The 25,560-nt window shown below is 53.1% G+C and carries 25 protein-coding genes and 1 tRNA gene; 10 read left to right on the top strand and 16 right to left on the bottom strand.

Annotated features, from left to right (window positions below):
- Positions 1 to 44 precede the first annotated feature (44 nt).
- Together ACX3P5_RS09665 and ACX3P5_RS09670 are read left to right on the top strand one after the other, a co-directional pair.
- A complete protein-coding gene (locus ACX3P5_RS09665; protein ID WP_233988040.1) occupies positions 45 to 341 on the top strand; it encodes a YciI family protein in 297 nt (98 codons plus the stop codon).
- Positions 342 to 414: 73 nt separating this feature from the next.
- On the top strand, positions 415 to 603 hold the full coding sequence (locus ACX3P5_RS09670; protein ID WP_233988039.1) for a hypothetical protein: 189 nt from the start codon (positions 415 to 417) through the stop codon (positions 601 to 603).
- Positions 604 to 675: 72 nt separating this feature from the next.
- On the opposite strand, the gene ACX3P5_RS09675 is transcribed toward ACX3P5_RS09670, so the two are convergent.
- Positions 676 to 1,158, bottom strand: coding sequence for an anti-virulence regulator CigR family protein (locus tag ACX3P5_RS09675; protein ID WP_336755320.1), 483 nt, complete (start codon positions 1,156 to 1,158; stop codon positions 676 to 678).
- 640 nt (positions 1,159 to 1,798) lie between these two features.
- Complete coding sequence (gene ycgZ, locus ACX3P5_RS09680; RefSeq protein ID WP_458968632.1) at positions 1,799 to 2,041, bottom strand: regulatory protein YcgZ; 243 nt, start codon at positions 2,039 to 2,041, stop codon at positions 1,799 to 1,801.
- Positions 2,042 to 2,405: 364 nt separating this feature from the next.
- Between ycgZ and ACX3P5_RS09685 the strand changes: the two genes are divergently transcribed.
- Positions 2,406 to 2,726, top strand: coding sequence for a hypothetical protein (locus ACX3P5_RS09685; protein ID WP_233988036.1), 321 nt, complete (start codon positions 2,406 to 2,408; stop codon positions 2,724 to 2,726).
- A 65-nt stretch (positions 2,727 to 2,791) separates the two neighbouring features.
- On the opposite strand, the gene ACX3P5_RS09690 is transcribed toward ACX3P5_RS09685, so the two are convergent.
- Positions 2,792 to 2,965 (bottom strand): YciY family protein, encoded by a 174-nt coding sequence (locus tag ACX3P5_RS09690; RefSeq protein ID WP_233988035.1) that lies wholly within the window; start codon positions 2,963 to 2,965, stop codon positions 2,792 to 2,794.
- Between the two features lie 159 nt (positions 2,966 to 3,124).
- Here ACX3P5_RS09690 and cls point away from each other — a divergent pair, with 159 nt between their 5' ends.
- Together cls and ACX3P5_RS09700 are read left to right on the top strand one after the other, a co-directional pair.
- The gene (gene cls / locus ACX3P5_RS09695) at positions 3,125 to 4,585 is read left to right on the top strand and encodes a cardiolipin synthase (RefSeq protein WP_233988034.1); all 1,461 of its coding nucleotides are present in this window, start codon (positions 3,125 to 3,127) and stop codon (positions 4,583 to 4,585) included.
- A 45-nt stretch (positions 4,586 to 4,630) separates the two neighbouring features.
- Positions 4,631 to 4,954 (top strand): HI1450 family dsDNA-mimic protein, encoded by a 324-nt coding sequence (locus ACX3P5_RS09700; RefSeq protein ID WP_233988033.1) that lies wholly within the window; start codon positions 4,631 to 4,633, stop codon positions 4,952 to 4,954.
- 46 nt (positions 4,955 to 5,000) lie between these two features.
- Here the strand turns inward: ACX3P5_RS09700 and oppF are convergent, their stop codons facing one another.
- From oppF to ACX3P5_RS09735, 7 genes are all read right to left on the bottom strand, one after another.
- Positions 5,001 to 6,002 (bottom strand): murein tripeptide/oligopeptide ABC transporter ATP binding protein OppF, encoded by a 1,002-nt coding sequence (oppF, locus tag ACX3P5_RS09705; protein WP_233988032.1) that lies wholly within the window; start codon positions 6,000 to 6,002, stop codon positions 5,001 to 5,003.
- Complete coding sequence (gene oppD / locus ACX3P5_RS09710) at positions 5,999 to 7,012, bottom strand: ABC transporter ATP-binding protein (protein ID WP_233988031.1); 1,014 nt, start codon at positions 7,010 to 7,012, stop codon at positions 5,999 to 6,001. Before oppD ends, oppF begins: the two co-directional genes overlap by 4 nt.
- Before the next feature lie 11 nt (positions 7,013 to 7,023).
- On the bottom strand, positions 7,024 to 7,932 hold the full coding sequence (gene oppC, locus ACX3P5_RS09715) for an oligopeptide ABC transporter permease OppC (protein ID WP_233988030.1): 909 nt from the start codon (positions 7,930 to 7,932) through the stop codon (positions 7,024 to 7,026).
- 14 nt (positions 7,933 to 7,946) lie between these two features.
- The gene (oppB, locus tag ACX3P5_RS09720; protein WP_233988029.1) at positions 7,947 to 8,867 is read right to left on the bottom strand and encodes an oligopeptide ABC transporter permease OppB; all 921 of its coding nucleotides are present in this window, start codon (positions 8,865 to 8,867) and stop codon (positions 7,947 to 7,949) included.
- A gap of 90 nt (positions 8,868 to 8,957) precedes the next feature.
- On the bottom strand, positions 8,958 to 10,598 hold the full coding sequence (gene oppA, locus ACX3P5_RS09725) for an oligopeptide ABC transporter substrate-binding protein OppA (RefSeq protein WP_233988028.1): 1,641 nt from the start codon (positions 10,596 to 10,598) through the stop codon (positions 8,958 to 8,960).
- Positions 10,599 to 10,755: 157 nt separating this feature from the next.
- Positions 10,756 to 12,381 carry an ABC transporter substrate-binding protein gene (locus ACX3P5_RS09730; protein WP_233988027.1) on the bottom strand — a complete coding sequence of 542 codons (1,626 nt, stop codon included), beginning with the start codon at positions 12,379 to 12,381 and terminating at the stop codon, positions 10,756 to 10,758.
- A 582-nt stretch (positions 12,382 to 12,963) separates the two neighbouring features.
- Entirely contained in the window at positions 12,964 to 13,611 is a 648-nt protein-coding gene (locus tag ACX3P5_RS09735; protein WP_233988026.1) for a YchE family NAAT transporter, read from the bottom strand.
- A gap of 459 nt (positions 13,612 to 14,070) precedes the next feature.
- Here ACX3P5_RS09735 and adhE point away from each other — a divergent pair, with 459 nt between their 5' ends.
- Complete coding sequence (adhE, locus tag ACX3P5_RS09740; RefSeq protein ID WP_233988025.1) at positions 14,071 to 16,758, top strand: bifunctional acetaldehyde-CoA/alcohol dehydrogenase; 2,688 nt, start codon at positions 14,071 to 14,073, stop codon at positions 16,756 to 16,758.
- 71 nt (positions 16,759 to 16,829) lie between these two features.
- Here adhE and tdk read toward each other — a convergent pair whose 3' ends face one another.
- Positions 16,830 to 17,450 carry a thymidine kinase gene (tdk, locus tag ACX3P5_RS09745; protein WP_094120539.1) on the bottom strand — a complete coding sequence of 207 codons (621 nt, stop codon included), beginning with the start codon at positions 17,448 to 17,450 and terminating at the stop codon, positions 16,830 to 16,832.
- 404 nt (positions 17,451 to 17,854) lie between these two features.
- Between tdk and hns the strand changes: the two genes are divergently transcribed.
- Positions 17,855 to 18,262 (top strand): histone-like nucleoid-structuring protein H-NS, encoded by a 408-nt coding sequence (hns, locus tag ACX3P5_RS09750; protein WP_233988024.1) that lies wholly within the window; start codon positions 17,855 to 17,857, stop codon positions 18,260 to 18,262.
- A 97-nt stretch (positions 18,263 to 18,359) separates the two neighbouring features.
- Here the strand turns inward: hns and ACX3P5_RS09755 are convergent, their stop codons facing one another.
- The 5 genes from ACX3P5_RS09755 to rssA all read right to left on the bottom strand — a co-directional run bounded on the left by ACX3P5_RS09755 (position 18,360) and on the right by rssA (position 23,868).
- Positions 18,360 to 19,367 (bottom strand): NAD-dependent epimerase, encoded by a 1,008-nt coding sequence (locus ACX3P5_RS09755; RefSeq protein WP_233988023.1) that lies wholly within the window; start codon positions 19,365 to 19,367, stop codon positions 18,360 to 18,362.
- A gap of 14 nt (positions 19,368 to 19,381) precedes the next feature.
- Positions 19,382 to 20,722, bottom strand: coding sequence for a UDP-glucose dehydrogenase family protein (locus ACX3P5_RS09760; RefSeq protein WP_233988022.1), 1,341 nt, complete (start codon positions 20,720 to 20,722; stop codon positions 19,382 to 19,384).
- A 22-nt stretch (positions 20,723 to 20,744) separates the two neighbouring features.
- A complete protein-coding gene (gene galU, locus ACX3P5_RS09765; RefSeq protein ID WP_094120536.1) occupies positions 20,745 to 21,653 on the bottom strand; it encodes a UTP--glucose-1-phosphate uridylyltransferase GalU in 909 nt (302 codons plus the stop codon).
- A 193-nt stretch (positions 21,654 to 21,846) separates the two neighbouring features.
- Positions 21,847 to 22,863, bottom strand: coding sequence for a two-component system response regulator RssB (gene rssB / locus ACX3P5_RS09770; RefSeq protein WP_094120535.1), 1,017 nt, complete (start codon positions 22,861 to 22,863; stop codon positions 21,847 to 21,849).
- A 99-nt stretch (positions 22,864 to 22,962) separates the two neighbouring features.
- The gene (gene rssA, locus ACX3P5_RS09775; RefSeq protein ID WP_233988020.1) at positions 22,963 to 23,868 is read right to left on the bottom strand and encodes a patatin-like phospholipase RssA; all 906 of its coding nucleotides are present in this window, start codon (positions 23,866 to 23,868) and stop codon (positions 22,963 to 22,965) included.
- Between the two features lie 96 nt (positions 23,869 to 23,964).
- On the opposite strand from rssA, the gene ACX3P5_RS09780 reads away from it, so the two are divergent.
- The 3 genes from ACX3P5_RS09780 to ACX3P5_RS09790 all read left to right on the top strand — a co-directional run bounded on the left by ACX3P5_RS09780 (position 23,965) and on the right by ACX3P5_RS09790 (position 25,555).
- A complete protein-coding gene (locus ACX3P5_RS09780; protein WP_233988019.1) occupies positions 23,965 to 24,420 on the top strand; it encodes a YchJ family protein in 456 nt (151 codons plus the stop codon).
- Between the two features lie 57 nt (positions 24,421 to 24,477).
- Positions 24,478 to 25,326, top strand: coding sequence for a formyltetrahydrofolate deformylase (purU, locus tag ACX3P5_RS09785; RefSeq protein ID WP_233988018.1), 849 nt, complete (start codon positions 24,478 to 24,480; stop codon positions 25,324 to 25,326).
- Positions 25,327 to 25,470: 144 nt separating this feature from the next.
- Positions 25,471 to 25,555 (top strand) — tRNA-Tyr (locus ACX3P5_RS09790).
- The last annotated feature ends 5 nt before the right edge of the window (positions 25,556 to 25,560 follow it).

The following is a 25,560-nucleotide window of genomic DNA, read 5'->3' on the forward strand; positions in this document are numbered from 1 at the left end:
CTTAACGTGTTGCGAAATTCTGAAGAGTTAATGGGAGCTCCCAAGTGCTTTACGTCATTTATGCAGAAGACACCGCAGATTCACTGGAAAAACGTAATGCCGTGCGCCCTGCCCATCTGGCGCGCCTGAAACTACTGCATGAAGAAGGACGCCTGATCATTGCGGGTCCGATGCCTGCCGTCGACAGCAACGATCCGGGCGTGGCCGGCTTTACCGGTTCAACCGTGATTGCCGAGTTCCCGTCACTTGAAGCGGCACAATCCTGGGCAGAAGATGATCCCTATATTGCCGCTGGCGTTTATAAACAGGTGGCCGTTAAACCGTTCAAACGCGTTTTCTGATCGCGAATGCGCGCTGATAAATGGCTTCGGTGCGGCGCACCGGGGCCTTTTTTGTTTTTCGGGTAAAGCAACGATGCAAATGATCATTCTGGCGCTGCTGGTGCCGATCGTGGGGCTTATCGCGACCGCCCTTTACTTTTGGCGCAGCCAGGGCTGGCGCAATAAAAAACATCTGATTGTGATGTTAATTGTGCTGGCAGCGGTGCTGCAACTGGTGAACATGATCCTGATGATGCGGGTTGAATCTGGTGCAGCGGGCTGAAGAGATCAGCCGTTACGCGTTAAAAAAACCGCCCACCGGCGGTTTTTTTACTGGTAAGGCACAGCGATGGCGTTAATCAAAGACGTTATTGATGATCGCGGTGACCACCGCCGTACTTAGCGCAATCAGTACCAGGTTATCCCCCACCATTTTCCATTCGTAACCGGGATAAGAAGGCAGACCCTCCAGCATACCGCGCGGCACCGAGCGTTTAGCGATACCAGGCGGCAACGGTTTACCGCGCGCGAGATTTTTAGCAATTCCCGGCGGCAAAGAGGAGTAGCCGGTCAGTCCCTGCTGTCTGGCCAGATCACGCGCGAATGAATAACTGATGTCGGCTTCTGCCCGCCAGGGATCGCCGCCCTTATTCTTTTTACCCTGTGACTTATCGTGTTTCCCCTCGCCCTTATTGCCATGCCCTTGTGCATGACCATTGCCCTTTCCATTGCCGTTTCCGTTGCCGTTACCATTGCCTGGATTGGCCAGCAGCGCCGGTGAGGTGAACAGCAAACAGAGGGTTAATGCGATGACGCCAGACCTTGCCAGATTTTTCATTGTCCTGCTCCCAAAGGTATACGATTTAAATTTAACCCTGGACCTGAAAAGCGGCAATCTGGCGAGTTCTTAAAAGCGTCCTGACACGCAAAATTGAGGGTCACCGACACTCAACGCTCGCCCCACAGGCAGAAGTCCACGGAATAACGGATAGCGCCACAGGCTGCCTCCGCCTCACCGATACAGCTACGCTAAACAATAGCCGAAGCGCAAGCCGGTATACCTCGTCTGATTACAGGGCGACAGGCCATAATCTGGGATCAGCAGGGTTCAGTCGCTGGTTAAAAATGTAAATTTTTTTGACCTGATCGCTCAGGTATTCTTGACTGAAAAGACTTATCACCCCAACAGGAGAGGCCGTCATGACCGAATTACTGCATATCATGTCTGTCAGCGCGATTGTTGCAGGCATCTATTTACTGGACTGATCCTGTGCGGATTCGGGCGGGAAAAACGAAAGCCCTGCCGGGCTGGCAGGGCTTCGATCTTCCGTGAGGGATGAATGATTGGACCACGAAAAACGATCACGAAAGATGGCTATTTTCTATAAAAAGCCCGCGCGGTTGTCAAGCATGCCAGAGGCGTTCATCACCGCGCTGTGCGGCTGATTTCAGGCGACGCACAACGACTGCGGCTCTGTTTAGTTGCGATCCAGCAGCAGCCCAATCAGTGCATGATAATGATGCTCTTCTTCTGCACTGGTTACCGTCTGTAAACGGCTCACCAGTCGGGTGCAGATGGCCTTACGGTTAAGACTGCGACCGGAACGCACGATCTCTGTCACCACAGCGCCCAGAATGGCCTGTTGCGCTGGCAGGGCCGCACTGCTGAGATAAGCGGAGATATCAGAGACTGAGACCGGAATTCTTACGTTGGCTTGCATGGTCAACCCTCACAGAGTTCATTAGATGTCATAAACGATGCGATAAAGTTATACAACTAACCATTACTTGTACAGGTATTTGGCCAGTAATTTACGCTAAATCCGTGGGTAAGGTAATAATTTAAAGCCAAACAGTCACTTATGTAACTGTAAAGTTGTACAGCTTTGCCCATACTGAGCGTATAAGGCCAGATTAAGCCCCGTTACGGTGAGGTTGACCCGGCACGCAGCGAAAAATGTTGCGCCATCAGACATTTTTTTTTCGATAAACAGGAATTATCTCTTATCGCTGTCTACATTTATGACTTCTTTATTACACCTCTGAAGCTCAGAATGAACGCTACAGCACAGTCGCAGGCTCATTATGCATAAAACTTATAATATTCAGGGCGCCTCAACTTTAGTCGATCAGCTGTTATCACGGGTGCAGGCGATTGCCGATCCGAAAACCGAAGTGTTGAGTGGCTATCCGGCAAACTGCTCTGCCTGGTTAACCATCTATTATCATCGCAAAACGGGCAAGTGGTCTTTTGAGTGGTATGACCGCGCCGGTTGCCGCCGTCCGGTTGGGCTGGGTAGCCCGGCGGATTGCCTGATGCGTGAGGTGAGCGATCGCGGTGCCTCGCAACAGGAACATCTGCAGGCGCGCGACTTTCTGGCCGATCTGGGATTTTTCGAAGCCTGATTCCGCCAGCGTCTTAACGCGCTGGCGAATAGGGGCCGCTGCCGGCAGCAGCCCGTTGCGCAGTACTAAATATGCTGCGTAATAAACAGGATGGAGCGACGCTGCTGCTGCGCCAGCTGATGGCGAATGCTGTGAATGCGTTTATAGCGTCGTGACTGCCCTTCCAGCCAGCGTGAACGGCGTCGTTGTACCTGGCGTAACATTCTCCAGCGCGCCACTTCATTTCTGCTTCGTCTCATCACTTCCTCTCTGACATCGAATTCACGCGCACGCATTATAAAGATCTTATCGCCAATGCCAAATCGGATCTGATCGTTATGGCACAGGATAAAGGGTTTCGCTGACCGTGATCTGCACGTAAACTTGCCAGACGAAAGCGCGAACGGGATGTCCACTTAATGACCACTTTTTACACCCTGATCAGCTGGTTACTGCTGTTTGGCTACTGGCTGCTGATCGCCGGTGTCACGCTGCGAATACTGATGAAGCGTCGTGCCGTGACCTCGGCAATGGCCTGGCTGCTGATTATCTATATTCTGCCGCTGGTGGGGATTATCGCCTACCTGTCGTTTGGCGAACTGCATCTGGGTAAACGTCGCGCAGAACGGGCTCGTACCATGTGGCCATCGACGGCCCGCTGGATGACCGATCTGAAACAGTGTCGTGAAATCTTTGCCACTGAACACAGCGATGTCGCCCGTTCGCTGTTCGAACTCTGCTATCACCGTCAGGGCATCGCCGGGGTGAAAGGTAATCAACTGCAGCTGCTCACCAGCGCCGATGATGTAATGCAGGCGCTGATTCGGGATATCCAGCTGGCGCGGCATAATATCGAGATGGTGTTCTATATCTGGCATCCCGGCGGGCTGGCGGATGAAGTCGCCGAGTCGCTGATGGCCGCCTCACGCCGCGGTGTCCACTGCCGGCTGCTGCTCGATTCGGCCGGCAGCGTGACCTTTTTCCGCAGCCCTTGGGTTGGCATGATGCGCAATGCAGGCATTGACGTGGTTGAAGCGTTACAGGTCAGCCTGCTGCGCGTCTTCCTGCGCCGGATGGATCTGCGCCAGCATCGAAAAATTGTCTTAATCGATAACTACATCGCCTATACCGGCAGCATGAACCTGGTGGACCCCCGCTTCTTCAAACAGAGCGCGGGCGTCGGTCAGTGGATCGACCTGATGGCGCGAATGGAAGGTCCGGTCGCCACCGCCATGGGAATTGTCTTTAGCTGCGACTGGGAGATTGAGACCGGAAAACGCATTCTTCCGCCGCCGCCCGATCGCAATATTATGCCGTTTGAGCAGGAGAGCGGCCATACGGTGCAGGTGATCGCCTCCGGTCCCGGCTTCCCGGAAGATATGATCCACCAGGCGCTGCTGACGGCGGTCTATTCCGCCCGTGAGCAGTTGATCATGACCACACCCTACTTCGTGCCAAGCGACGACCTGCTGCACGCCATCTGTACCGCAGCGCAGCGCGGGGTGAATGTCAGTATTATTGTCCCGCGCCATAACGACTCCCTGCTGGTAGGCTGGGCCAGCCGCGCCTTCTTCAGCGAACTGCTGGAGGCGGGCGTGAAAATTTATCAATTTGAAGATGGACTGCTGCATACCAAAAGCGTCCTGGTTGATGGACAACTCAGCCTGGTCGGCACGGTAAATCTTGATATGCGCAGCCTGTGGCTCAATTTTGAGATTACACTGGTGGTAGACGATGCCGGATTTGGCAGCGATCTGGCCTGTGTGCAGGATGACTATATTGCCCGTTCACGCCTGCTGGATGGCCAGCGCTGGTCAAAACGTGCCTGGTGGCAGCGCATCGTCGAACGACTGTTTTACTTCTTCAGCCCTTTACTGTAAAACGAGCCAGATTGTGTAAACGGCCTCAGGCAGACAGGACAGACCATGGATTTAAACAACCGCCTTACTGAAGACGAAACGCTGGAACAGGCTTACGATATTTTTCTTGAGCTGGCAGGCGATAATCTCGATCCGGCAGATATCATCCTTTTTAATCTGCAGTTTGAAGAGCGCGGCGGTGCCGAGCTGTTCGATCCGTCAGAAGACTGGAAAGATCACGTCGACTTCGATCTGAATCCTGACTTTTTTGCGGAAGTGGTGATTGGGCTGGGTGAAGCGGATGGTGAGCCGATTAACGACGTCTTTGCACGCGTGCTGCTGTGCCGTGAAAAAGACCACAAGCTGTGCCATATCCTGTGGCGTGAATAGTCGTCACCGTGATAAAAAACGCCGGGCAATTGCCCGGCGTTTTGCTTTATAACGGATCGACTTTCAGGCAGGAGACCGCATGGCGGAAACTGCCTTCCAGCAGCGGCCGGGTTTTGGCGCACTCCGGACCGGCAATCGGACAGCGGGTGCGGAATACGCAGCCCGACGGTGGATTGATCGGTGACGGCAGTTCCCCTTCCAGCAGCTGGATCTGCTTATTCTTTTCCAGATCCGGATCGGGAATCGGCACCGCCGACATCAGCGCTTTGGTGTAGGGATGCTGCGGATTGCTGTAAACCTCGCTGTAGGTGCCCAGCTCGACCGCATGACCGAGATACATCACCAGCACGCGGTCAGAGATATGTTTTACCACCGCCAGGTCGTGGGCAATAAAGATCAACGACAGCCCCATCTCGCGCTGCAGCTGCTGCAGCAAATTAACCACCTGCGCCTGAATCGACACGTCGAGCGCTGACACCGGTTCATCACAGATAATCAGCTTCGGCTCCAGAATCAGCGCACGTGCGATACCAATACGCTGGCACTGGCCCCCGGAGAACTCATGCGGATAGCGGTTGATCAGGTTGGGCAGCAAACCGACCTTCATCATCATATTTTTAACGCGATCTTTGACTTCCTGACGCGCCATTTTCGGATGATAGGTCCGCAGCGGTTCCGCAATGATATCGCCGATAGTCATGCGTGGATTGAGCGAGGCCAGCGGGTCCTGGAAAATCATCTGGATGTCGCTGCGCGCCTTGCGCCACTCCTCTTCGCTCTGCCCCAGCAGATCGCGTCCCAGCCACGCCACCCGACCCTCAGTGGCTTTCACCAGGCCGATGATGGCACGGGCTAGCGTCGATTTACCGCAGCCTGACTCGCCAACCACACCCAGCGTTTCCCCTTCATACAGGCGCAGGCTGACGCCATCCACCGCTTTCAGGGTCTTTGACGGCTGCCAGAACCACTGCTTGCCATCTTTAATATCGAAATGCACCTTGAGGTCGGCGATTTCCAGTAACACTCTTTTTTCCGCTACGGCGCTCATACTAATTCCTCCACCGGCTTAAAGCAGGCACGTAAACGCCCATCGCCGAACGGTTCCAGCGGCGGCGCTTTGGCACAGATATCCATCGCGTGTGGACAACGCGGCTGGAACGGGCAGCCCACCGGCAGACGCAGCAGGTTCGGCGGATTACCCGGAATGGTGGTCAGGCTCTCCCCTTCGGCATCCAGCCGCGGCACCGCATTCAGCAGGCCGATAGAGTAAGGATGCGCCGGCTGATAGAAGACGTCACGGGCGCGACCATACTCCATGGTGCGTCCGGCATACATCACCAGCACCTTGTCGCAGATCCCGGCAACCACCCCCAGATCGTGGGTGATCATGATGATGGCGGTGTTGAACTCGCGCTTGAGGTCGTTGAGCAGCGTCATGATCTGCGCCTGTACCGTCACGTCGAGCGCGGTAGTCGGTTCATCGGCGATCAGCAGCTTTGGCCGGCACAGCAGCGCCATGGCGATCATCACGCGCTGGCGCATCCCGCCGGAAAACTCATGCGGATACATTTTCATGCGCTTACGCGCTTCGGGCATTTTTACCGCATCCAGCATTCTCACCGACTCTTCAAATGCCTGGGCGCTGTTCATGCCCTTGTGCAGCTTCAGCACTTCCATTAACTGCTCGCCGACCCGCATGTAAGGGTTAAGCGAAGTCATCGGGTCCTGGAAGATCATCGCAATCTGCTCGGCTCGCAGCCGGTTAAGCTGGTTCTCGGGCAGATTCAGGATCTCTTTACCATTGAACAGCGCAGAGCCGCCAATGCGGCCATTTTTCGCCAGCAGCCCCATCAGGGCGAACGCGGTCTGCGACTTGCCGGAACCGGATTCACCGACAATGCCCAGCGTCTCACCGGCACGCAGCGAAAAGTTAAGATCGTTGACGGCGGTGACATCGCCGTCGTGTGTGCCGAAGGTGACACGTAAATCTTTCACCTGCAGTAACTGATCGCTTCCCGCGCGGGCCGCCATTGCTGGCTGAAATTCATGAATGGTCATCGGGAAACTCCTTAGCGATCTTTCGGGTCGAGGGCATCACGCAGGCCATCGCCGATAAAGTTGAAACAGAACAGCGTCACGACCAGAAAACCGGCCGGATAGAGCAGTAACCACGGCGACACTTCCATCGAGTTCGCGCCGTCGCTGAGCAGTGCGCCCCAGCTACTCAGCGGCTCCTGCGTCCCCAGGCCAAGGAAGCTCAGGAAGGATTCAAACAGAATCATGCTCGGCACCAGCAGCGAGGCGTAAACCACCACCACGCCCAGCACGTTCGGCACGATGTGGCGCAGCACGATTTTCCAGGTGGAGACGCCGCCAACGTGGGCCGCTTCAATGAACTCTTTGCGCTTCAGGCTCAGGGTCTGTCCACGCACGATACGTGCCATATCAAGCCACGACACCATGCCGATAGCGGCAAAGATCAGCAGGATATTTCGGCCAAAGAAGGTCACCAGCAGGATAACGAAGAACATAAACGGGAACGAGTTGAGGATCTCCAGAATACGCATCATCACCGAGTCGGTTTTGCCGCCAAGGTAGCCGGCAACGGAACCGTACAGGGTACCGACGATCACCGCGATCAAGGCGGAAGCCACACCGACCATCAGTGAAATCCGGCCGCCAATGGCGACCCTGACCAGCAGATCGCGCCCCGAGGAGTCGGTGCCAAACCAGTGCCCGGACGTGGTATCCGGCGCAGCGGACATCATGGCCCAGTCCGTGTCGTCGTAGGTGAACTGTGACAGCATCGGCGCAATGATCACAAACAGCGTAATCAGCAGCAGCACCAGCAGGCTGAGTGAGGCCGCACGGTTATGGATAAACCGACGACGGGCGTCCTGCCACAGACTGCGCCCTTCCACTTCCAGCTTCTCACTGAACGCATCCAGAGCTTCGCTGTTTTTCTTACTTAACATCATGGCGAACTCCGCAATCAGTAACGAATTTTCGGATCGATGACGGCATACAGCACGTCAACAATCGCGTTAAACAGAATGGTCAGTAACCCCACCAGAATGGTCAGGCTCATCACCAGTGAGTAGTCGCGGTTCAGCGCGCCGTTCACGAACAGCTGACCAATGCCCGGTAGACCGTAGATCGACTCAATCACCATCGATCCGGTGATAATGCCGACAAAGGCCGGTCCCATATAGGAGATGACCGGCAGCAGCGCAGGTTTCAGCGCGTGCCGCAGCACGATGCGGCGCAGCGGCAGCCCTTTTGCACGGGCGGTGCGGATAAAGTTGGAGTGCATCACTTCAATCATCGATCCGCGGGTAATACGCGCGATGCTGGCGATATAGGCCAGTGACAGCGCGACCATCGGCAACAGCATGTAGTTCCACTGTCCGCCATTCCAGCCTCCGCCGGGCAGCCATTTCAGGGTGATGGCGAACACCAGCACCAGCAGCGGCGCCACCACGAAACTCGGTATCACCACGCCGGTCATTGCCACCCCCATCACCGCGAAATCCCACAGGCTGTTCTGTTTCAGCGCAGCAATAACCCCGGCAGTGACCCCCAGCACCACCGCCAGCAGAAAGGCGGCCAGACCGAGTTTGGCTGAAACCGGAAACGCATGGGCAACCAGATAGTTAACCGAATAATCTTTGTATTTAAATGAGGGGCCGAAATCGCCGTGCGCCAGCTGCACCAGGTAATCGACATACTGCTTACCAATCGGATCGTTGAGGTGATATTTCGCCTCAATGTTAGCCATGACTTCCGGCGCAAGGGTGCGCTCACCGGTAAAAGGACTACCGGGTGCCAGTCGCATCATAAAGAAGGAGATGGTAATCAGAACGAACAGCGTCGGGACCGCTTCAAGCAAGCGACGCAGGATGAATTTTAACATTGCCGTACCTACCAGGCTGTTGCTTCACAACAAATAAAAAAACGTAAAGGCGGCGCAGACGCGCCGCCACTGTCGATAGCCTGTGTGCTATTAGTGTTTAATGATGTAGAAGTTCTTATCGAGCGTTTTATCCAGCGGATCTTTGCCGTTATAACCGCCGACATACGGTTTCACCAGACGTGTATTCACGTAGTAGTAAACCGGTACGATGGTGCTGTCTTTATCCAGGATCTGCTCGGCTTTCTGATACTCCACCGCACGGGCTTTTTCATCGGCTGCCTTAATCGCCCCACGCACCACTTTATCGTACTCGTCGCTCTTATAGTGCGAGGTGTTACTGCTGCTGTTGGAGACCATAGTATTCAGGAAGGAGGTCGGTTCGTTGTAGTCCGCACACCAGGCCGCGCGTGAAACATCGAAGTTACCCTGATGACGGGTATCCAGGAAGGTTTTCCACTCCTGGTTTTCCAGCTTGATGTTCACACCGATGTTTTTCTTCCAGATCGACGAGGCGGCAATGGCCAGCTTCTTATGCAGATCGGAGGTGTTGTAGAGCAGGTTAAAGGTCAGCGGCTTGTCGGCAGTGTAACCCGCTTCAGCTAACAGCTTTTTCGCCTCTTCATTACGTTTGTCCTGCGACCATTTGAACCAGTCTGGTGGCAGAATATCCATGCCGTCGGTGGATGGCGGCGTGTAGCTGTAGGCGGGTATCTGACCCTGCGCCAGCACTTTATTCACCATGATGTCACGATCCAGACCCAGCTTCAGGGCGGCGCGCACGCGCGGATCGGTAAATGGCGCTTTCTGGTTGTTAATTTCGTAGTAGTAGGTGCAGAGGTAAGGATCGACGTGCAGCTCTTTACCGTTGTCACGCTGTAACTTTTTGAACAGCTCAATCGGCAGGTTGTTATAGGTCATGTCGCTGCCGTTCTCTGAGAAGTAACGGTTAACGTCGCTGACTTCAGAACTGATTGGCAGGAAGGTGACTTTGTTCAACACGGTGTGTTCGTTGTCCCAGTAGTTCGGGTTACGCACCAGGGTGATACGCTCGTTAATTACGTGCGCGTCCAGTTTAAAAGCGCCGTTGCCGACCCAGTTCTGTGGCTGAGTCCACTGATCGCCAAACTTCTCAATTGCCGGTTTGTAAACCGGTGACATGACAGAGTTAATCAGCAGCTTATCAAAATAGGGAACCGGCTCACTCAGGGTGACTTCCAGCGTGTGATCATCAATGGCTTTGACGCCCAGATCGGTAATCGGTTTTTTACCGGCGATGATCTCATCGACATTCAGGATATGACCATATTGCGGATAGCTGGCGTAAGGTGAGGCGGTTTTCGGATCGACCAGGCGCTCCCAGCTGTAGACGAAGTCCTGCGCAGTGACCGGCTCGCCATTGGACCATTTCGCATTTTTGCGCAGGTGGAAAGTCCACACTTTAAAATCTTTGTTTTCGTAACTTTCCGCCACGGCGGGGACCGGTTTGCCGTTGCTGTCATTGACCAGCAGACCTTCGTAAAGATCGCGCGCTACGTTATCTTCCGGTACGCCTTCAATTTTGTGCGGATCAAGCGACTGCACCTCATCGCCATTGCCGCGAACCAGTTCCTGTTTTGCGGCCAGCTCAACGCCCGCAGGCACCGTTGCCGCTAAAGCTGCATTCCCAGCCAGTGCACTGATTGCAGCGAAGACGCCCGCTGCAATCAGGCTTTTTTTCGTGATGTTGTTCATTATTACACTCCAGTTTTATTATCGTCACCGGGGCGATTAGCTGCCCCGGCGTCCCCCGTCTCGGGATCCCCGGCTGGTTAACCTGAGGATAGTGACCGCATTACGTGGTCTGCACGATCGCGCGCTCCCCGGCTGTCTCGCCGGGTAAGCGTGCGGCTCAGTGTTGTTTGATGAAATAGTATTTCAGGTCTGTCATGTCCTGCGGGTCTTTGCCCGTAAAGCCGCCAACCCAGGGCTTCACCAGGCGCACACTCACGCGGTAGTAAACTGGCACAATTGGTGAGTCTTTGTCGAGTTGAGTTTCAGCCTGCTGATAGAGGCTGGCGCGCTGCGCGTCACTCCCGGCAGTCAGGGTCTCAGCCATCAGACGGTCAAACTCCGGGCTACTGTAAAACGCGGTATTGATCGAGGCGTTGCTGATCAGCATGTTGAGGAAGGTCGAAGGCTCATTGTAATCGGCACACCAGGTAGCACGAACCACGTCATACTGCGCCTGATGGCGGGTCTCCAGCAGGGTTTTCCACTCCTGATTCTGTAGCGTCACTTTCGCCCCAAGGTTCTTCTGCCACATGGAGGCAGCCGCGATCGCCTGGCGTTTGTTCTGATCGGAGGTGTTGTAGAGCAGCGTGAAAGTTAACGGATGGCTATCATCAAACCCTGCCTCTGCCAGTAACTTTTTCGCTGCCTGATTGCGCTGCGCCTGGCTCTCTTTGAACCATTCCGGTGGGGTTAAATTAATCCCGGCGGTAAAAGGTGGCGTCAGGCTATAGGCCGGAATCTGTCCCTGCCCCATGATCTTGTTGGCTATCACCTCACGGTCGAGGGTCATCTTGATCGCGGCACGGACCCGCGGGTCGTTAAACGGCGGCTTTTTATTATTAATTTCATAGTAGAAAGTGCAGAGCAGCGGACTGACTTTGACCTGCTCGCCCAGCTCTTTCCGCAGTTTGCCGAACATTTCTGGCGGGATTACGCTGTTGGTCATGTCGGTGCCACCGCTGCGATAGCGATTGATATCGCTGTTCTCAGAGGCGATCGGCAGGAAGGTGCCCTGCTCAATCACCGTATGGCTGTTATCCCAGTAGTGTGGATTGCGCTTCAGCACAATTTTTTCGTTAACTATCCAGTCGCTCAGGGTATACGCGCCGTTGCCGACATAGTGACCCGGCCTCGTCCAAGCCTCGCCCCACTGTTTGATCGCCGGGCCATAAACCGGCTTCATCGCGGTATGCGCCAGCATCGCCACCAGATAAGGCACCGGCTCGCTCAGGGTAATTTGCAGATGATGAGCATCCAGCGCCTTAACACCGAGCTGATCGGGTGACATTTTACCGGCCAGAATGGCGTCAATGTTGGCGAAGTGCGCCGCCTGTAAATAGCTGGAATAAGGAGAAGCGGTGTTGGGATCCGCCAGACGTCGCCAGCTATAGACGAAATCTTCGGCGGTGACGGGTTGGCCGTTGCTCCATTTCGCGTCATCACGCAGGGTAAAGGTCCACTGCCTTCCCTGCTGGTTTTGCCAGCTCTTCGCGACACCGGGCACCACGTTGCCGCTGTTATCGGTATTCACTAACCCATCGAGCAGGTTAAGAATGATATTGGATTCGGGCACGCCTTCGGTTTTATGGGGATCAAGTGACGCCACCTCAGTGCCGTTATTGATCACGATCTGCTGCTGCGGTGCCAGAGGGGTTCCGGACGGCACCGTAGCGGCGTAAGCCGGTGAAAAGGCGATTAACAACGTTAATGCAATTTTTGACCGTTGCTGCTGCAATTTTTTCATCCCAGTCATGCGAAAGCGCCAACCTTTTATTAAGTATCCCGATAGGCTTAAGCAAAAAGCGTTCTCACTTTGGGCTTTCGGTGAAAATTTTTACGTTGCGTCAAAAATTATCAGAAGCCGTTAATGGGCGCCAAAGCAAAATAGCTAAAATGTTAACTAATTCTCTTTTATCATGAGTTTTCTGGAAGCGGAAGTGTTAATTTTCAACTAGAAAATATCTTATCGATTTGAAAAATAGAGATTTTAGATAAAAAACTCTGTTAGCAGGCGCAGACGGCGGCGTTAATGCGCCATTCTGGTACTTATTCGGAGGCAGTGCAAAGAGTCGCGATCAATGCACGCCCGTCAGCATAACGGGCGTGATTTGTCAGGCTAAGCGGTAAATATTAAGCAGATTATCATGTGAAAATCATGACATTTTAATCGCATCAGCGGTGAGAATTGCGTCGGCCAGTAATGAAAGTGATAATCGGCTGAATCTATTAAGCCGGATGAATAATTGCTTTATTATGGTGCAATAAAACCGGAGTTTGCACCATAATGCGTCACATTTTCATTTCGCCCGCTGAAATAAGTAACCTGTTAATTCAGCAAACCGGGGAAAATGGCTTTCATCCCGGTGACCACAAACTCAATACCCAGCGCCATCAGCAACAGCCCCATAATACGGGTGATGACGTTGATACCGGTCTGACCCAGTACCCGAACCATCAATGGCGCGGCACGGAACAGGAGCCAGCAGCAAAAGGCAAACAACGCAATCGCCAGGCTGAACCCGAGCAGATTGAGCCAGCTGTGGTAGCGGGTACTCCAGACGATGGTCGAACTGATGGCACCCGGTCCGGCCATCAGTGGCAGCGCCAGCGGGACCACCCCAACGCTTTCGCGAATCGCGGTTTCTGATTTTTCCTGCTTATTCTGCTTATCTTCACCCAGCTTGCCGCTGATCATCGACATGGCAATAGTGACCACCAGGATGCCGCCAGCGATGCGGAACGAGTCAATCGAGATGCCGAAAATATGCAAAATCCCATCGCCGAGAAACAGCGATGTCCACAGAATGATCGCCACCGCGAGGTTAGCCGTCAGATTGGTTTTATTACGCTCAGTTACGCCCTGATAGCGGGTCATGCTGATAAAGACCGGAATAATCCCTACCGGGTTAACCAGCGCAAAGAGACCGACAAAAAATTTTATATAGCCTGATAAATCTAATAGCGCAGGGTTCACGACAGACTCCGTACCACGGGGGAGGAAAACGCGCCTAATGTAAGTGAAAACGCGCCCTGATGCCAGATGTGCAGACAGCTATTTATTCTGCCAATCGCCCTGCGTTTTAGCGCATTTTACCAGACAATAAAAAGCTGCTGGTTTTAGCCGCTGCAAGCCAGCTGCCCAGAGGCGTAACCGGTTTTAGCAAGCAGGCGCTGAAAAGTGCGGCTGAAAGGTGTCAGCTTGGGTTTAAATTGATCTGCATCAAAATTGCCCTACCTCAAACCAGGTAATCTTTTCGCAACGGAAGTATTAACGGTATCGATGTTCATCATCGCTGCTGTGAGAGCAGACTAGTTTAGTAAACAGTTGAAAATCCGGGCGTTCTGGCCCAATCCGACGCGCTAGCCAGGCGGGACTATACTCAGGACGCAGGATTGTTTACTAAAAAAGTTTAACTTCCTTCAGGAGAACACCATGGCCGTTACTAATGTCGCTGAACTTAATGCACTGGTTGAACGTGTAAAAAAAGCACAGCGTGAATACGCCAACTTTTCCCAACAACAGGTTGACGCCATTTTCCGTGCTGCCGCGCTTGCCGCCGCAGATGCCCGAATTCCCCTTGCTAAAATGGCCGTTGCCGAATCCGGCATGGGCATCGTCGAAGATAAGGTGATCAAAAATCATTTTGCTTCTGAATATATCTATAACGCTTACAAAGATGAAAAAACCTGCGGTGTGTTAGCCACCGACGACACCTTCGGTACCATCACTATCGCTGAGCCTATTGGTTTGATCTGCGGTATCGTTCCGACCACTAACCCCACTTCCACCGCCATTTTTAAAGCCCTGATCAGCCTCAAAACCCGTAACGGCATTATCTTTTCACCCCATCCTCGTGCCAAAGACGCCACCAATAAAGCGGCGGATATCGTGTTGCAGGCAGCCATCGCGGCCGGCGCACCTAAAGATATTATCGGCTGGATTGATGCCCCTTCGGTTGAGCTCTCTAATCAGTTAATGCATCACCCTGACATCAACCTGATTCTGGCAACCGGTGGTCCAGGCATGGTGAAGGCGGCTTACAGCTCCGGTAAACCTGCCATCGGTGTCGGTGCCGGTAATACACCTGTAGTGATTGATGAAACAGCCGATGTGAAACGCGCTGTCGCCTCTATCCTGATGTCGAAAACCTTCGATAACGGTGTGATCTGCGCCTCTGAGCAGTCAGTGATTGTGGTTGATTCGGCCTATGATGCGGTGCGTGAACGCTTTGCCAGTCACGGCGGCTATATGCTGCAGGGTGCTGAGTTAAGTGCAGTGCAGAACATCATTCTGAAAAACGGTGGCCTGAATGCCGCCATCGTCGGTCAGCCAGCGTTTAAAATTGCTGAGATGGCGGGCATTACCGTTCCTCCGAGCACCAAGATTCTGATTGGTGAAGTGCAGCTGGTGGACGAGTCTGAGCCTTTTGCCCACGAAAAACTGTCACCTACGCTTGCGATGTACCGGGCGAAAGATTTCCACGACGCGGTTAATAAAGCGGAAAAACTGGTGGCGATGGGCGGCATCGGTCACACCTCCTGTCTCTATACTGACCAGGACAACCAGACTGAGCGCGTGCACTATTTCGGCGACAAAATGAAGACCGCACGTATCCTGATCAATACCCCGGCTTCTCAGGGCGGTATCGGCGACCTCTACAACTTTAAACTGGCACCTTCTCTGACGCTGGGTTGTGGTTCATGGGGCGGTAACTCCATCTCTGAAAACGTCGGTCCGAAACATCTGATCAATACCAAAACTGTCGCCAAGCGAGCTGAGAATATGTTGTGGCATAAACTTCCTAAATCCATCTACTTCCGTCGGGGCTCTCTGCCAATTGCGCTGGAAGAAGTGGCTACGGATGGCGCCAAACGTGCGTTCATCGTCACTGACCGCTTCCTGTTCAACAACGGCTATGCAGACCAGGTGATCCGCGTACTGAAAGCGCACGGCGTTGAGACAGAAGTGTTCTTTGAAGTGGAAGCTGACCCGACGCTGAGCATCGTGCGTAAAGGCGCAGAGCAGATGAATAGCTTCAAACCTGACGTGATTATCGCGCTGGGCGGCGGTTCACCGATGGATGCGGCGAAAATCATGTGGGTGATGTACGAGCATCCGGAAACACATTTCGAAGAGCTGGCGTTACGTTTCATGGATATCCGTAAACGTATCTACAAATTCCCGAAAATGGGCGTGAAAGCGCGCATGGTAGCGATCACCACTACCTCCGGTACCGGTTCAGAAGTGACGCCGTTTGCGGTCGTGACCGATGATGCTACCGGCCAGAAATACCCACTGGCTGACTATGCATTAACCCCGGATATGGCGATTGTCGATGCCAACCTGGTGATGGATATGCCGCGTTCGCTCTGCGCCTTCGGCGGTCTGGATGCGGTTACTCACGCTCTGGAAGCCTATGTTTCAGTGCTGGCGAATGAATACTCTGACGGTCAGGCGTTGCAGGCACTCAAATTACTGAAAGAGAATCTGCCCGCCAGCTATGCTGAAGGTGCGAAAAATCCGGTAGCGCGTGAACGTGTGCACAATGCAGCCACCATCGCCGGTATCGCCTTTGCCAACGCCTTCCTTGGGGTTTGTCACTCCATGGCGCATAAACTGGGTTCAGAGTTCCATATCCCGCACGGCCTGGCTAACTCGCTGTTAATCGCCAACGTCATTCGCTACAACGCAAACGACAACCCGACTAAACAGACTGCTTTCAGCCAGTATGACCGTCCGCAGGCACGTCGTCGCTACGCAGAAGTGGCCGACCACTTAGGCCTGTCGGCACCGGGCGACCGCACCGCGCAGAAAATTGAAAAACTGCTGGCGTGGCTGGATGAGCTTAAAACCCAACTGGGTATCCCAACCTCTATTCGCGAAGCGGGTGTGGCAGAAGCGGACTTCCTGGCGAAAGTGGATAAGCTGGCAGATGATGCCTTTGATGACCAGTGTACCGGCGCTAACCCACGTTATCCGCTGATTGCTGAGCTGAAACAAATTATGCTGGACACCTATTATGGCCGCGAATTTGTTGAGCCCTTCTCCAGCGTCGCTGAAGCCGTGGCCGAACAGCCAGTTAAAGGCGTGAAAGTCGAGAAGAAAGCGAAAAAAGTCTGATCGATGCGTTCTGACCGATAAGTAAATAAAAACCCGCTGCGGCGGGTTTTTTTATGCCTGTCACCACACCATCAGTTGAGCGGTGTCTGAGCGCCATAGATCGCCTGCAACGACCCCTGCTCTATCGCCTGTTTGTAATGTTTGCGACACACCGAGATATAGCGTTCGTTGCCCCCAATCACCACCTGCTCTCCTTCGCTAAAGGGTTTACCCTCGCTGTCGAGCCGCAGCACCATGCTGGCTTTGCGGCCACAGTGGCAAATTGTCTTCAGCTCCACCAGCTTGTCTGCCCATGCCAGCAGATACTGGCTACCGGTAAACAGCTCCCCGCGGAAATCTGTTCTCAGGCCATAGCAGAGCACCGGGATGTCGAGATTATCCACCACGTCGGACAGGGCTTTGACCTGCTCACGGGTCAGGAACTGACTCTCATCGACCAGCACGCAGTGAATAGCCTGCGCAGCATGTTCGCTGGCGATATCGCGGTAGAGGGACGTCTCTGCGTTATAGAGCAAGGCAGGCGACGAGAGACCAATGCGGGAGCTTACCGTGCCAGCGCCGAAGCGGTCATCAATTTCCGCGGTATAGACCAGCGTCCGCATACCGCGTTCCTGATAGTTATAAGAGGACTGAAGTAAGGCGGTCGATTTTCCTGCATTCATCGCAGAGTAGTAGAAATAGAGTTGAGCCATAGCAGCGGGTTCTTCATCAGGACTAAACGGAATGGCGCGCATATTAGCATAAAGTGCCGCCAAACCGAGGGGATTGGCCGCTGAATAGTGATCAAACGGAGCCGCATTGCTGGCACCCCGTCGTCCTGCTGGCTTCACGGCGCGCAGCCGGGCTGGGTTTAGCCAGCCACCGCAGGCGGCAATTTTCACCCCCTTCATTAATGTATTAAATTTACTTCTTTTAAAACCGGTGAAGAAATAATCTTAAACAAGGAAAAAGTAAATTTCTCTGAAGCATGACTTTTGTTTCGACTCTATTTATATATTTACTGACGCTATATTTTTTAAATTGTGTTGAAGTTATTTATTACCGCCTCTACTATTGTCGGGCAAAACAACTTTTTTATTATTCAGAGACCAGGACAATGAGCGAAGCACTAAAAGTTCTTAATAATATCCGTACGCTGCGTGCCCAGGCCAGAGAGTATCCGGTAGACTCGCTGGAAGAGATGCTGGAAAAGCTTGAAGTGGTGGTAAAAGAACGCCGCGAAGAAGAGTCGCTGACTCAGGCGGAAAGTGCCGAGCGCGCACGTAAACTGAATCAGTATCGTGAAATGCTGCTGGCGGATGGCATTGACCCGAATGAATTGCTTAGCTCTCTGTCAGATATGAAGGGTGCAGGAAAAGGTAACCGTTCAGTACGTCCGGCAAAATATCATTACGTTGATGAAAAAGGCGAATCCAGAACCTGGACCGGTCAGGGCCGCACACCCGCCGTGATTAAAAAAGCGCTGGAAGAACAAGGCAAACAGCTGGACGATTTTTTACTTTAATATCCCTAACCTCGCTGAAAATCAGCGGGGCTGACGCTGAAGGTAATAAGCGTTAAACGAAAAAAAAGGAAGCGCTGGCTTCCTTTTTTATTTTGCATCAGACCTGATAAAAATCCCGATACCAGTCAACAAAGCGCTTCACGCCCTCTTCCACGCTGGTCTGTGGCTTAAAGCCAATTGCCTTAAACAGCGCTTCCGTATCTGCGCTGGTCTCCAGCACATCACCCGGCTGCATCGGCATCAGGTTCTTGATGGCCGTAATACCCAGCGCTTTCTCGATGGCTTCAATATAGCTCATCAGCGTTACCGGCTGGCTGTTACCGATATTGTAGACGCGGTAAGGTGCCGAACTGGTGGCTGGCGAGCCGTTTTCTACCGTCCACTTTTCATCCGCCTCGGGAATAACATCCTGCAGGCGAACAATGGCTTCCGCAATGTCATCAATATAGGTGAAATCGCGTTTCATCTGGCCCTGGTTATAAACATCAATCGCTTCACCGGCAATCATCGCCCGGGTGAATTTAAATAATGCCATATCCGGCCGGCCCCACGGACCATAAACGGTAAAGAACCGCAGTCCGGTCGTCGGCAACTGGTAGAGATGCGAGTAAGTATGTGACATTAACTCGTTGGCTTTCTTGGTCGCCGCATATAACGAGACCGGATGGTCAACGCTATCTTCGGTTGAGAAAGGCATTTTACGATTCAGGCCATAAACAGAGCTGGAAGAAGCATAAAGCAGATGTTCGATTTTATGATGGCGACAGCCCTCAAGAATGTTGAGGTGACCAATCAGGTTGGCATCGGCGTAGGCATGTGGGTTCTCGATGGAATAGCGAACGCCTGCCTGAGCGCCTAAATGAATAACGCGCTGGAATGAATGCTGCTGAAACAGTGACGCCATAGCGTCACGGTCAGCCAGATCCATTTCAATAAAGCTAAACGCAGGATCGGGTTTGATCAGGTTAAGGCGAGCATGCTTAAGATTTACGTCATAATAATCATTCAGGTTGTCGATTCCGACAACCTGGTGACCGGCGGCCAGCAGACGTTGGCTAACATGAAAACCAATAAAGCCTGCGGCGCCGGTGACCAGAAAGTTCATAAATCCCTCGTTAATTACGCAATTTGAATAGACGCTCCGCGGCCGATTGCATAATAAACGAATCCGCGTTTGCTGGTACGCTCTGGATCATACAGGTTACGACCATCAAAAATCACGGGTTCTTTCAGTGCATTTTTGATGACGTCAAAGTCAGGCGCACGGAAGTTTTGCCACTCCGTACAGATGACCAGGCCGTCAGCGCCCTGCAGTGCCGCTTCTTTGGTTCCCATCAGCTTCAGATCGCTGCGGTGACCGTAGATGCGCTGCGCTTCATCCATTGCTTCCGGATCGAATGCCTGAACAGAGGCACCCGCTTCCCACAGCGTTTCCATCAGTACACGGCTGGAGGCTTCACGCATATCGTCAGTATTCGGCTTGAATGACAGACCCCAGAGCGCAAAGGTCTTGCCGCTCAGATCGTCACCGAAATGGCGCTTGATGAAGGTTGGCAGCTTGGTCTTCTGGCTGTCATTGACATCTTCCACCGCCTGCAGCAGGCGAGGCTTGTAGCCGATAGACTCAGCGGTACGGATCAGCGCCTGCACATCTTTCGGGAAGCAGGAACCGCCGTAGCCACAGCCCGGATAGATGAAGTGGTAGCCAATGCGGGGATCGGAGCCGATACCCTGACGGACTTTTTCAATATCCGCGCCTAAGCGCTCAGCCAGGTTGGAGATCTCGTTCATAAAGCTGATTTTGGTCGCCAGCATGCAGTTCGCGGCGTACTTGGTCAGCTCTGCGCTACGGATATCCATCATGATCATACGATCGTGGTTACGGTTAAACGGCTCGTAGAGCTCGCGTAACAGTTCAACCACTTCGTCATTATCGGTGCCGACAACGATGCGCTCAGGACGCATGCAGTCATTCACTGCCGCGCCTTCCTTGAGGAATTCAGGGTTCGAGACCACATCAAAAGTGATGTTAGCATCACGCGCCTGAAGCGCTTCCGTCATCACAGCACGTACTTTGTCTGCTGTGCCAACCGGAACGGTTGATTTGTCGATAACCACTTTGTGATCGTTCATGTATTGCGCAATGGTGCGCGCTACAGCGGTCACATATTTCAGATCGGCAGAGCCGTCTTCATCCGGGGGCGTACCGACTGCAATAAACTGCATAACACCATGGTTTACGCCCATTTCAGCATCAGTGCTGAACTTGAGACGACCCGCTTCGTAATTTGACATTACCAGCGGCGTTAAACCTGGTTCGAAAATAGGAATGATGCCTTTTTTCAGATTTTCGACTTTCTTTTCGTCGACATCAATGCAGAGAACGTCATGTCCGACTTCGGCCAACACCGCAGCCTGAACCAGACCGACATAGCCGATACCAAATACAGTGACTTTCATCGAGTTATCCTGTGTTTATGAATTACTTTTTGTTGCCAACTGCGCCATCGAGCCATTCAGAAAAATCTTTGCCCAATACCGGATGACGAACACCGTACTCAACGAAAGCCTGCATGTAGCCCAGTTTGTTACCGCAGTCATGGCTCACACCTTTCAGGTGATAAGCTTCAACGGTCTCTTTTTCCATCAGCATAGCGATAGAGTCAGTCAACTGAACTTCGCCGCCTGCACCTGGAGGCGTTTTTGCCAGCAGTGGCCAGATGTCAGAGGAGAGAACATAACGACCCACAACGGCCAGGTTTGATGGCGCTTCTGTCGCTTTAGGCTTCTCAACCACACCGACCATAGGTGCGCTGTCGCCTGGGTTCAGTTCTGCGCCCTGGCAATCGACCACACCGTAAGCGGTTACGTCAGCAACCGGCTCAACCATGATCTGGCTGCGGCCAGACTCTTCATAACGGCTCAGCATCTCTGCCAGGTTATCTTTGGTTGGGTTAGATTCGTATTCGTCGATGATGACGTCTGGCAGGATGACCGCAAAGGGCTCATCACCGATCAGTGGGTGTGCACACATTACAGCGTGACCCAGACCTTTAGCGATGCCCTGACGGACCTGCATGATGGTGACGTGTGGCGGACAGATTGACTGGATTTCATCCAGCAGCTGACGCTTAACGCGTTTTTCCAGCATAGATTCCAGTTCGAAGCTGGTATCGAAGTGGTTTTCGATGGCGTTTTTAGAGGAGTGGGTCACCAGAACGATTTCGTTGATGCCCGCAGCAATACACTCGTTAACGACATACTGGATTAACGGCTTATCAACCAGCGGTAACATCTCTTTCGGAATCGCTTTAGTGGCTGGGAGCATGCGCGTACCCAGACCCGCTACCGGGATTACCGCTTTTTTTACTTTGGACTTATAGGCAGACATTAAGATACCTCTCTTATAGGCCGTTCAAGTTAATACTTGATATGTCGGTTTAAATTCGGAAATGAGTATATCAGTTAGTATCGAACGGATTTATCCTGGAAGAACTGAAACCGTCGAAATTAAGACTATTACCCAAGTGTAAAGCTAACTTCTGGCCCTGTCTCCAGCGCCAGATTAAATTAATTTTTGTGGTTTATTCTTCAGCCGATAACATCAGGCGAATGCGTCCGCCCGCGCCCCAGACGTGGCATTGCCAGTTATCTGCGCGCTGGCTGATCTGGTTAAGATGGGTGCTTCCCATCGTGCCAAGCGGGACACCATTACTGAGCTGAATCTGATGGGCATGAACATGCAGCGTGGCGTTTAAACCGGCTGAAACCAGGATGAGATTTTTTAAACCACGATGGTAGTAACCCACCAGTAACGGGAACTGGCCGCTGAGGTTGGCCTGACGCAGCAGCAGATTGACCTGTCTGAGCAGACCATTGAGCTCCGGTAACCGCTGTTTTTGCCCTGACAACTGCTCCTGCAGCAAGCCATTGAACAGCGCCCGCAACAGAAGCGCAGCCAGCACGCCATTGTCGCCAGCCCTGGTTACATCCAGACAGTAAAACGCCAGGTCTTTATCAGAGAGGGCTGCGATATCGAGCACCAGACCAGGCTGCTCGGCCATGGTGAGCTGACGATAGTTGACCCGACAGTTCGCAATGGTTTGTTGCACCGGCGGCTGGAGCTGCTTGAGCAACTTGGCGGCGGCTTTCGGATCGCGTACCAGCGCATCCCAGTCCTGGAACAGCTGCTCATCCTCCTCCACTTTAGAGGTGAACATTGAGGGATAGAGGCATTCATAGACCGCTTCACGGAAGCGTTCAAAATTTTTCAGTGGCTTGAGCAGCACATCCTGCACCCCAAGCCGCAGCACATGCGCGATATCGGACATGTTTTCAGTGGCCGAGATGATCAAAATGGGCACCGCATTGCCACGGGTACGGATATGCTCCACGAACTGAATGCCACTCATGCGCGGCATCTCCAGATCGCAAATTATCAGGTCGACAGTATGCTGCTGTAGTTGTGCAATTGCTTCCAGACCATCTTCCGCTTGTAACGTCACAGCACCCATCGATAACAAAAATTGGTCCAGCAACGAACGGAAAACAGCCTCATCTTCGACAATGAGTATCTTTTTGCCGATTAGTGGTTTTTCCATTCTTTCCCCCTGCGTACCAGATATTTCAATAGTGGTTCATAAAACGCAGTTGCGCCTTTCAGAATTGCCCGAAGTAACATCTGTGAATGAACAACCTGATTATCTGCCACGGACCAGTGGTAACAGTTCATCCATTTTCTTCTCAACGGCGGCCTTGCCTGCCTCGATAGCCTCTTCAGCCCGGTGAAAGTCCAGCGTCGAAATTTGCGGACAGACGGGCTGGATCAGGACATCGGGCGGATCGCCTGCCATACGATTTCGCTTCAGGCGATTTTCCAGCACCTGGATAGAGGTGGTCATGATCTCCATCGCTCCCGGTGTCTGGGACGCACGACGCTGGCTAAAATTCACCAGACGCTGTCTCAGCTTTCCGCTCCAGCTCAATGCCACCGCAGCGGCTTCTTCTTCACTGTTCTGAGGTGTCACGGAAAACAGATCCTGCTGCATCAGGTGCGCGTCATGCTGTAGATCAACGGCAATAACAATGTCTGCGCCCAGGGCGCGCGTTAACGAAACGGGCACCGGATTGACGACGGCGCCATCCACCAGCCAATACCCATTGTAGCCCACGGGCGGTAATAAGCCTGGCATACTACAGGATGCGCGCACCGCCTGATGTAAATCACCTTCGGTCAGCCACAGTTCCCGACCGGTACTGAGGTTGGTGGCGACCACGCCAAAGGGTTTACCGCAGGTTTCAATGGTGTCGTTGGGGATTAACTGCCGGACATGATTAAACACCCGCTCGCCGCGCAACAAGCCACCGCGCTGCCACGACACATCCATCAGGCGAATGACATCCCAGTAGCGAAACGCGCTGACCCATTTTTCCATTAGCGGCAAGCGGTTATTGACATAGGCTGAGCCCACCAGCGCACCGACGGAACAGCCAGCGACGACATCCACTTCAATTCCGGCGTGCTCAAGGGCTTTGATGACCCCGATATGCGCCCATCCTTTGGCCGCTCCAGAACCCAGAGCCAATCCAATTTTTACCTTTCTCATCTGTATCTGGTCCTGCCGTCAATACATAGCGTCACAACGTGGGGTCAGCTAACATAGCGCGCTGGTTATTCCGACTCATTACTCTCAGGAGATCACGTGTCAGACATCTGCCCATGTTGTAGCGGAGAGCAGTATAGCGTATGTTGCGAGCCCTTTCTCAAGGGTACCCAAATTCCTGTTACAGCTGAACAACTTATGCGTTCACGTTATTGTGCGTATGTTCAGCAGAATGCAGATTATCTGGTTGCCACCTGGCATCCTGCCAAACGTCAGCCGGCGCTGGCAGGGCTTTTATCCGAAAGTTTTCCGGGTACCGAATGGCTTAGCCTGAATGTAACTCGTTGTAATCATGGAAGCCATGAGAATGAGGCTTTCGTTACCTTTTTTGCGCGATACCGCGAGAAAATGACCATTCAGGCCATTCATGAGTGTTCACGCTTTCTTCGTGAGGATCAACGCTGGTACTATGTCGACGGAACGACGCCGCCGATTGGCCGCAACGATCGCTGCCCATGCGGCACCGACAAAAAATACAAAAAATGTTGTGGCTGAGCCGCTGACGGCCGCAACGGTTCTACCCTTAAATGCTTTGACAGGACTCTGATTGAGATGCAAGCGCAAACCATGCAAAGAAAAGTTTTACGTACCATTTGTCCCGATGCAAAAGGTCTGATCGCCAAAATCACCAATATTTGTTACAAGCACGAGCTGAATATCGTGCAGAACAACGAGTTTGTTGATCATCGCACCGGGCGCTTTTTCATGCGCACAGAGCTGGAAGGGATTTTTAACGACAACACACTGCTGGCCGATCTTGATAGCGCCCTGCCGCAGGGTTCGGTGCGTGAGCTGCACAGCGCTGGCCGCCGCCGCGTGGTTATCCTGGTGACCAAAGAGGCGCACTGCCTTGGCGATCTGCTGATGAAGAGCGCTTTTGGCGGTCTGGATATGGAGATTGCCGCAGTTATTGGCAACCATGACACGCTGCGTTCACTGGTAGAGCGTTTCGATATCCCGTTTGTGCTGGTCAGCCATGAAGGCCTGACGCGTGATGAGCATGACAACCGGATGGTGGAAGAGATCGACCGCTATCAGCCCGACTATGTGGTGCTGGCAAAATATATGCGCGTCCTGACGCCGTCGTTCGTCCAGCGTTACCCTAACCAGATTATCAACATTCATCATTCGTTCCTGCCCGCCTTTATCGGTGCTCGCCCTTACCATCAGGCCTACGAGCGCGGCGTGAAAATTATCGGCGCCACCGCGCACTATGTGAACGACAACCTTGATGAAGGTCCGATCATTATGCAGGACGTCATTAATGTCGATCACAGCTACACCGCCGAAGAGATGATGCGTGCCGGCCGTGACGTCGAGAAAAACGTGTTAAGCCGTGCGCTTTACAAAGTGCTGGGGCAGCGCGTCTTTGTCTACGGCAACCGAACGATTATTCTTTAATCACCCCGGACGCTGAATTGCCTGCAGATTCAGCGCTACGGGCAAAAAGTGGGCAAACAGTTGCTGTTTTGCCGATGGGCGCTTTACACCCCTATCGCATTTGGTATGATGCGCCCCGCTTTAAGACAGAATGATTCAGGCCATGGTGGGATTCCCGAGCGGCCAAAGGGAGCAGACTGTAAATCTGCCGTCACAGACTTCGAAGGTTCGAATCCTTCTCCCACCACCATCTGA

The sequence above is a fragment of the Pantoea sp. S-LA4 genome (assembly GCF_054482835.1).

Excerpts from the sequence above, each read along its gene's own strand:
- ACX3P5_RS09755 (WP_233988023.1), bottom strand. The coding sequence starts at position 19,367 with ATGAACTTTCTGGTCACCGGCGCCGCAGGCTTTATTGGTTTTCATGTT.
- hns (WP_233988024.1), top strand. The coding sequence starts at position 17,855 with ATGAGCGAAGCACTAAAAGTTCTTAATAATATCCGTACGCTGCGTGCC.
- oppF (WP_233988032.1), bottom strand. The coding sequence starts at position 6,002 with ATGAGCGCCGTAGCGGAAAAAAGAGTGTTACTGGAAATCGCCGACCTC.
- ACX3P5_RS09730 (WP_233988027.1), bottom strand. The coding sequence starts at position 12,381 with ATGAAAAAATTGCAGCAGCAACGGTCAAAAATTGCATTAACGTTGTTA.
- rssB (WP_094120535.1), bottom strand. The coding sequence starts at position 22,863 with ATGGAAAAACCACTAATCGGCAAAAAGATACTCATTGTCGAAGATGAG.
- ACX3P5_RS09690 (WP_233988035.1), bottom strand. The coding sequence starts at position 2,965 with ATGAGACGAAGCAGAAATGAAGTGGCGCGCTGGAGAATGTTACGCCAG.
- ycgZ (WP_458968632.1), bottom strand. The coding sequence starts at position 2,041 with ATGCAAGCCAACGTAAGAATTCCGGTCTCAGTCTCTGATATCTCCGCT.
- oppD (WP_233988031.1), bottom strand. The coding sequence starts at position 7,012 with ATGACCATTCATGAATTTCAGCCAGCAATGGCGGCCCGCGCGGGAAGC.
- adhE (WP_233988025.1), top strand. The coding sequence starts at position 14,071 with ATGGCCGTTACTAATGTCGCTGAACTTAATGCACTGGTTGAACGTGTA.
- ACX3P5_RS09685 (WP_233988036.1), top strand. The coding sequence starts at position 2,406 with ATGCATAAAACTTATAATATTCAGGGCGCCTCAACTTTAGTCGATCAG.
- oppB (WP_233988029.1), bottom strand. The coding sequence starts at position 8,867 with ATGTTAAAATTCATCCTGCGTCGCTTGCTTGAAGCGGTCCCGACGCTG.
- oppC (WP_233988030.1), bottom strand. The coding sequence starts at position 7,932 with ATGATGTTAAGTAAGAAAAACAGCGAAGCTCTGGATGCGTTCAGTGAG.
- galU (WP_094120536.1), bottom strand. The coding sequence starts at position 21,653 with ATGTCTGCCTATAAGTCCAAAGTAAAAAAAGCGGTAATCCCGGTAGCG.
- oppA (WP_233988028.1), bottom strand. The coding sequence starts at position 10,598 with ATGAACAACATCACGAAAAAAAGCCTGATTGCAGCGGGCGTCTTCGCT.
- ACX3P5_RS09670 (WP_233988039.1), top strand. The coding sequence starts at position 415 with ATGCAAATGATCATTCTGGCGCTGCTGGTGCCGATCGTGGGGCTTATC.
- ACX3P5_RS09700 (WP_233988033.1), top strand. The coding sequence starts at position 4,631 with ATGGATTTAAACAACCGCCTTACTGAAGACGAAACGCTGGAACAGGCT.
- rssA (WP_233988020.1), bottom strand. The coding sequence starts at position 23,868 with ATGAGAAAGGTAAAAATTGGATTGGCTCTGGGTTCTGGAGCGGCCAAA.
- ACX3P5_RS09760 (WP_233988022.1), bottom strand. The coding sequence starts at position 20,722 with ATGAAAGTCACTGTATTTGGTATCGGCTATGTCGGTCTGGTTCAGGCT.
- ACX3P5_RS09675 (WP_336755320.1), bottom strand. The coding sequence starts at position 1,158 with ATGAAAAATCTGGCAAGGTCTGGCGTCATCGCATTAACCCTCTGTTTG.
- tdk (WP_094120539.1), bottom strand. The coding sequence starts at position 17,450 with ATGGCTCAACTCTATTTCTACTACTCTGCGATGAATGCAGGAAAATCG.
- purU (WP_233988018.1), top strand. The coding sequence starts at position 24,478 with ATGCAAGCGCAAACCATGCAAAGAAAAGTTTTACGTACCATTTGTCCC.
- cls (WP_233988034.1), top strand. The coding sequence starts at position 3,125 with ATGACCACTTTTTACACCCTGATCAGCTGGTTACTGCTGTTTGGCTAC.